Origin of the sequence: Prevotella marseillensis, assembly GCF_900625065.1 — a bacterium.
GTDB lineage: Bacteria > Bacteroidota > Bacteroidia > Bacteroidales > Bacteroidaceae > Prevotella > Prevotella rara.
The window spans coordinates 1,173,555-1,180,000 of sequence record NZ_UYXY01000001.1; the positions used below are offsets into that span (position 1 = coordinate 1,173,555).

Annotated in this window: 5 protein-coding genes, 1 tRNA gene and 1 rRNA gene (1 of these 7 only partly in view); 6 read left to right on the forward strand and 1 reads right to left on the reverse strand. The window is 41.6% G+C overall.

Annotation, left to right across the window (positions count from 1 at the left end; all coding sequences use genetic code 11):
* Window positions 1-107: 107 nt before the first annotated feature.
* From serC to EJL04_RS05000, 5 genes are all read left to right on the forward strand, one after another.
* Window positions 108-1,175: a 3-phosphoserine/phosphohydroxythreonine transaminase gene (serC, locus tag EJL04_RS04980; protein WP_021854350.1), complete on the forward strand. Its 1,068-nt coding sequence runs from the start codon at window positions 108-110 to the stop codon at window positions 1,173-1,175.
* Window positions 1,176-1,362: 187 nt separating this feature from the next.
* Window positions 1,363-2,280: an NAD(P)-dependent oxidoreductase gene (locus EJL04_RS04985; RefSeq protein WP_125104263.1), complete on the forward strand. Its 918-nt coding sequence runs from the start codon at window positions 1,363-1,365 to the stop codon at window positions 2,278-2,280.
* A gap of 39 nt (window positions 2,281-2,319) precedes the next feature.
* Window positions 2,320-3,567: a DUF1015 domain-containing protein gene (locus EJL04_RS04990; protein WP_125104264.1), complete on the forward strand. Its 1,248-nt coding sequence runs from the start codon at window positions 2,320-2,322 to the stop codon at window positions 3,565-3,567.
* A 42-nt stretch (window positions 3,568-3,609) separates the two neighbouring features.
* Window positions 3,610-4,197 (forward strand): IMPACT family protein, encoded by a 588-nt coding sequence (locus EJL04_RS04995; RefSeq protein ID WP_021854353.1) that lies wholly within the window; start codon window positions 3,610-3,612, stop codon window positions 4,195-4,197.
* Between the two features lie 200 nt (window positions 4,198-4,397).
* Window positions 4,398-4,486 (forward strand) — tRNA-Ser (locus EJL04_RS05000).
* 168 nt (window positions 4,487-4,654) lie between these two features.
* On the opposite strand, the gene EJL04_RS05005 is transcribed toward EJL04_RS05000, so the two are convergent.
* Window positions 4,655-4,927 carry a hypothetical protein gene (locus EJL04_RS05005; protein ID WP_125104265.1) on the reverse strand — a complete coding sequence of 91 codons (273 nt, stop codon included), beginning with the start codon at window positions 4,925-4,927 and terminating at the stop codon, window positions 4,655-4,657.
* A 287-nt stretch (window positions 4,928-5,214) separates the two neighbouring features.
* Between EJL04_RS05005 and EJL04_RS05010 the strand changes: the two genes are divergently transcribed.
* Window positions 5,215-6,446 (forward strand): 16S ribosomal RNA (locus EJL04_RS05010); it runs 298 nt beyond the window's last position.

Consider the following 6,446-nt stretch of genomic DNA (forward strand, 5'->3'; position numbering starts at 1 on the left):
TATATATTTTCTTGAAAAAAATTTGCCAGTTCAAATAAAAGTCGTAACTTCGCAAGTGCTATGAAGCAAAAAATGTATAATTGTTAATTTTAAACCAAAACTATCAAATGAAGAAGTATAACTTTAATGCAGGTCCGTCAATTCTTCCACGCGAAGTGATTGAGAATACTGCGAAACAGATTTTAGATTTCAATGGCAGCGGCCTTTCTTTGGCAGAAATTAGCCATAGAGCAAAAGATTTCCAGCCTGTTATAGACGAAGCAGTGGCACTTATTAAAGAGCTGCTTAATGTTCCTGAAGGCTACTCTGTTCTTTTCTTAGGCGGCGGAGCTTCTTTGGAATTCTGCATGGTACCTTATAACTTCCTTATAAAGAAAGCTGCTTATTTAAATACTGGTGTATGGGCAAAGAAAGCCATGAAGGAAGCCAAATTGTTTGGCGAAGTTGTTGAAGTGGCTTCTTCAGCTGATGCAAACTTTACTTTCATTCCTAAGGGTTGGACTTGCCCCGATGATGTTGACTATCTGCATATAACAACAAACAACACTATTTACGGAACTGAAATCCGCAAGGAACTTGATGTAAACGTTCCTATGATTGGTGATATGTCTTCAGACATTTTCAGCCGTCCTGTAGATGTTGCTAAATATAAGTGTATATATGCCGGTGCACAGAAGAACTTGTCAATGGCAGGTGTTACTATCGTTATCGTTAAGGATGATGAACTCGGTAAGGCTCCGAGAGAGATACCTACAATGTTGAACTACCAGACTCATGTTGAAAAGGGCTCTATGTTCAATACTCCTCCTGTTGTTCCTATTTATACAGCTCTTGAAAACCTCCGTTGGATTAAGAAGATGGGTGGCGTAGAAGCTATGGATAAATTGGCTCATGAGCGTGCTGATATCGTTTATTCTGAAATCGATAGAAATAAACTGTTCCGCGGTACAGTTAATGCAGAAGACCGTTCATTGATGAACATCTGCTTCGTTATGAACGAGGAGTATGCTGAACTTGAGAAGCCGTTCTTAGAGTATGCTACTTCACAGGGTATGGTTGGTATCAAGGGCCATCGCTCTGTCGGCGGATTCCGTGCAAGCTGCTACAATGCTCAGTCAATAGAGGGCGTACAGGCACTTGTTAAATGTATGAAAGACTTTGAAGCTCAGCATTAATGCTGTAGCAGACAAAATGAATGGTGTGTCGCTTGAATAAATGCGACATGCTGAATATGCAAGAGAAGCATATCGTCGGCGAGGGTTGATTATCATATAATCTCTGGCATGGTGTGCTTCTCTTGTTCATTAAAGTATTTTGGTCTTAACCTTAAATTTTACAAACAACAATTTAATTAACAACGAAATGAAAGTATTAGTAGCAACTGAGAAACCCTTTGCAGCTGTTGCTGTTGAAGGAATAAAGAAAGAAATAGAAGGTGCAGGCAACGAACTCGTGTTGCTTGAAAAATATACAGATGTAGCTCAGCTTCTTGATGCCGTTAAGGATGCTGATGCTATGATTGTACGTTCTGATAAGGTTACTCCGGCTGTGTTGGATGCAGCTAAAAATCTTAAAATAGTAGTACGCGCCGGTGCTGGTTACGACAGCATTGATACAGCTTATGCTAAGGAAAAAGGTGTAATTGTAGAGAATACTCCTGGACAGAATTCAAATGCCGTTGCAGAACTTGTATTTGGCTTAATGGTTTATGCTGTTAGAAATTTCTATAATGGCAAGGCCGGTACAGAGCTTATGGGCAAGAAACTCGGAATTTTGGCATTTGGTAATGTAGGCCGTAATGTGGCTCGAGTTGCTAAAGGCTTTGGAATGGACGTTTATGCTTACGATGCATTCTGCCCGAAAGAGGTTATTGAGGAGGCTGGCGTTAAGGCTGTTGATTCTCAGGAAGAATTATTCAAGAACTGTGATGTCGTTTCTTTGCATATTCCTGCAACTCCTGAAACAAAGCAGAGCATCAACTATAATTTGGTAAATATGATGAAGAAGGGGGGGATGGTAGTAAATACAGCCCGTAAGGAAGTCATCAATGAACCTGAGTTGATAAAGCTTATGGAAGAGCGTACAGATTTGAAATATATTACAGATATTAAGCCTGATGCAGATGAAGAGTTTGCTAAATTTGAAGGACGCTACTTCAGCACTCCTAAGAAGATGGGTGCACAGACTGCTGAGGCTAACATTAATGCTGGTATTGCTGCTGCAAAACAGATTAATGTTTATTTCAAGGATGGTTGCACAAAGTTCCAGGTAAATAAATAATTATTGATATCTTAACTGTAATATAGAAGGAATAATATTATGGCTAAAATTAAACCATTCAAAGGTATACGTCCGCCGAAACAGTATGTAGAGGAGGTTGAGTCTCGTCCATATGATGTGCTTGACTCAGAAGAGGCACGCGTAGAGGCTGGCGATAACGAAAAGAGCCTTTATCATATAATTAAACCTGAAATTGATTTTGAACCGGGTACAAGCGAATATGATCCGCGTGTATACGAGAAGGCCGCAGAGAACTTTAAGAAATTCCAGGATAAGGGATGGCTGGTTCAGGATGATAAGGATAATTATTATATCTATGCTCAGACAATGAACGGAAAGACACAATACGGACTCGTTGTTTGTGCTTTTGTTGATGATTATCTTAATGGTGTGATTAAGAAACACGAACTCACTCGTCGTGACAAGGAAGAAGACAGAATGAAGCATGTTAGAGTTAATAATGCAAATATTGAACCTGTATTCTTTGCTTATCCTGACAATACCATATTAAATGATGTAATTATGAAGTATGCTCAGACAGAACCTGAGTATGACTTTATTGCACCTATTGACGGATTCCGTCATCAATTCTGGATTATCTCTGACAGCAAGGATATTGAAGTTGTTACTGAGGAATTTGCTAAGATGCCTGCATTGTATATTGCAGACGGTCATCACCGTTCTGCTGCCGCTGCTTTGGTTGGTGCAGAAAAGGCAAAGCAGAATCCTAATCATAAGGGTACTGAAGAATATAACTACTTCATGGCTGTTTGTTTCCAGGCTTCTCAGCTTACAATTCTTGATTACAACAGAGTTGTGAAAGACCTTAATGGTCTGAGCTCAGAGGAATTCTTGACAGCATTGAGCAAGAACTTCGACGTAGTAGAGAAAGGTGCAGATATTTATAAACCTGATCATTTGCATAATTTCTCTCTTTATTTAGATAATAAGTGGTATAGTCTTACTGCTAAGCAAGGTACATTTGATGACAAAGATCCTATCGGTGTTCTAGATGTAGATATTTCTAGTCGCTTGATATTGGATGAAATTTTGGGAATAAAAGATCTCCGCTCAGATAAACGTATAGACTTTGTGGGTGGACTTAGAGGTCTTGAAGAGTTAAAGCGCCGAGTTGATAGTGGTGAAATGCGTATGGCATTGGCTCTTTATCCTGTTACTATGCAACAGATTATGGATATTGCAGACAGCGGTAAGATAATGCCTCCTAAGGCTACTTGGTTTGAACCGAAATTGCGCTCAGGACTTATTATTCATAAACTTGTTTAAAGAGAACAAACTTAAATTTTTTAATATAAATACACCAGCTTAATGGGTATTGATGAATTTAAGACAATAACGAATGTTGGCGAGGGAACTTATTCTGAAAAGAGGAGTAAGTTCCTCGCTTTTTCACATCATGTGGAGTCTGAAGATGATATAAGGGAGCTGTTGGCTTTTTATAGGAAGAAGTATTTTGATGCTCGTCATGTCTGTTATGCCTACATGTTGGGGGCTGAGCGAAAGATTTTTAGAGCAAATGATGACGGAGAGCCAAGCAGCACAGCAGGTAAGCCAATCCTTGGGCAAATTAACAGTAGTGGATTGACAGATATACTTATTGTCGTTGTTCGCTATTATGGTGGCGTTAATCTTGGTACTGGTGGACTGATTGTTGCATATAAAACAGCTGCGGCTGCAGCAATAGAGAATTCTGTTGTTGAAACTAGGCAAGTTGAGGAAATTATTACATATAACTTTCCATATGTTATGATGAATAATGTTATGAGAGTTGTTAAAGATATGAAGCCTAGAATATTATCTCAAACATACGATACTACTTGTGAGATTAAGTTAAGTATACGTTTGTCTGAAGCTGAAATATTGAAAGCTAGACTAGCAAAACTTTCTTTTGAATAACCTGGTTTTCATATTAAAGCACACCACGAGAACATTTATGTTTAATGACTTTTGATCGGCATAAAAGTTATACAAGTTTTGAACATATTTGCTTTTTTCTTTGTTATATAAAAAAATAGTATTACCTTTGCAGTGAGTTAGAAAAGAAAACTTTAAACCTTGCAGTTGGTTTTCTGCATTTGATTTGAGTTTTCGTTAATGGAAGATTGGCAGAGTGACCGAATGCGCTGGACTCGAAATCCGGTATACCCATTTACGGGTATCGGGGGTTTGAATCCCTCATCTTCCGCTTTAAAGCAGATATATACATGTATATCTGCTCTTTTATTTTTTGTAAATCCGAGTAACCCCAACATTGTTCGACACCACAATATAAGTTTTACTTTAAAAAAACTATTACTGACATAGAATAATATTTTTGAATCTCTATTTTTTTATATTTAATTGCTTTTAGGTTTTATAAATTTATTTGGAATGAAATTCTACGGAGCCAGTTTGCAGTTTTCTTTCTTAAGAGAATAAATTCCTTTAATTTCCGCCATCGGCCTTTGATATTTGCCATTAGCGTATAATTTTCATCCATCTTTGCCGGTATTATTTCCCGTTCCAGTGTCACAAGTCTGCTTATTTCTTTTGTAAAATATAATAATGTGAATGGTGTAAAATCTGCACTCAATATGTAAACGGATGTTAAAACCGGTCTAAAATTAAAACTTTTTTCAGAAAACATTTGGCAGTTTGGTGAAAACCCCGTACTTTTGCATCCGCTTTTGAGAGCTGACGCTCCCTGAGCACTGAAGAAAGAGATCTTTGAGATACTGAAATATACAGAGACAAGAGTAGTACAAGAAACATCCTGCGGACATGTTCTGCAGGGAGGGTAAAGAATGAAAACCGTTCAATTTCTGCCGTGATATATATAATATGTATCTGCGGTCAAATACTACCGGATGGCGTTCTGAGCGACAGACTAACGGACACGGCCTTCGGGTCTGTGTCACATTATAAAGAAATTTTACAGTGGAGAGTTTGATCCTGGCTCAGGATGAACGCTAGCTACAGGCTTAACACATGCAAGTCGCGGGGCAGCATGAAGGATGCTTGCATTCTTTGATGGCGACCGGCGCACGGGTGAGTAACGCGTATCCAACCTGCCTGTTACCACGGCACAGCCCGTCGAAAGGCGGATTAATGCCGTATGTGGTCCTTTGCGGGCATCTAATTAGGACTAAAGGTTTAGCGGTAACAGATGGGGATGCGTCCGATTAGCTTGACGGCGGGGTAACGGCCCACCGTGGCGACGATCGGTAGGGGTTCTGAGAGGAAGGTCCCCCACACTGGAACTGAGACACGGTCCAGACTCCTACGGGAGGCAGCAGTGAGGAATATTGGTCAATGGGCGCAAGCCTGAACCAGCCAAGTAGCGTGAGGGAAGACTGCCCTATGGGTTGTAAACCTCTTTTGTGCGGGGATAAAGTGTGGGACGTGTCCCATATTGCAGGTACCGCACGAATAAGGACCGGCTAATTCCGTGCCAGCAGCCGCGGTAATACGGAAGGTCCGGGCGTTATCCGGATTTATTGGGTTTAAAGGGAGCGCAGGCCGTCCTTTAAGCGTGCTGTGAAATGCCGCGGCTCAACCGTGGCACTGCAGCGCGAACTGGAGGACTTGAGTACGCACGAGGTAGGCGGAATTCGTGGTGTAGCGGTGAAATGCTTAGATATCACGAAGAACTCCGATTGCGAAGGCAGCTTACCGGAGCGCAACTGACGCTGAGGCTCGAAAGCGCGGGTATCGAACAGGATTAGATACCCTGGTAGTCCGCGCGGTAAACGATGGATGCCCGCCGTTGGGTTTTAGAATTCAGCGGCCAAGCGAAAGCGTTAAGCATCCCACCTGGGGAGTACGCCGGCAACGGTGAAACTCAAAGGAATTGACGGGGGCCCGCACAAGCGGAGGAACATGTGGTTTAATTCGATGATACGCGAGGAACCTTACCCGGGCTTGAATTGCAGGAGAACGATCCAGAGATGGTGAGGCCCTTCGGGGCTCCTGTGAAGGTGCTGCATGGTTGTCGTCAGCTCGTGCCGTGAGGTGTCGGCTCAAGTGCCATAACGAGCGCAACCCCTGTCCATAGTTGCCATCAGGTCGTGCTGGGCACTCTGTGGAGACTGCCGCCGTAAGGTGTGAGGAAGGTGGGGATGACGTCAAATCAGCACGGCCCTTACGTCCGGGGCTACACACGTGTT

What these genes read in the sequence shown, in the direction of transcription:
- serC (WP_021854350.1), top strand. Translation starts at nt 108, where the DNA reads ATGAAGAAGTATAACTTTAATGCAGGTCCGTCAATTCTTCCACGCGAA.
- EJL04_RS05005 (WP_125104265.1), bottom strand. Translation starts at nt 4,927, where the DNA reads ATGTTTTCTGAAAAAAGTTTTAATTTTAGACCGGTTTTAACATCCGTT.
- EJL04_RS04990 (WP_125104264.1), top strand. Translation starts at nt 2,320, where the DNA reads ATGGCTAAAATTAAACCATTCAAAGGTATACGTCCGCCGAAACAGTAT.
- EJL04_RS04985 (WP_125104263.1), top strand. Translation starts at nt 1,363, where the DNA reads ATGAAAGTATTAGTAGCAACTGAGAAACCCTTTGCAGCTGTTGCTGTT.
- EJL04_RS04995 (WP_021854353.1), top strand. Translation starts at nt 3,610, where the DNA reads ATGGGTATTGATGAATTTAAGACAATAACGAATGTTGGCGAGGGAACT.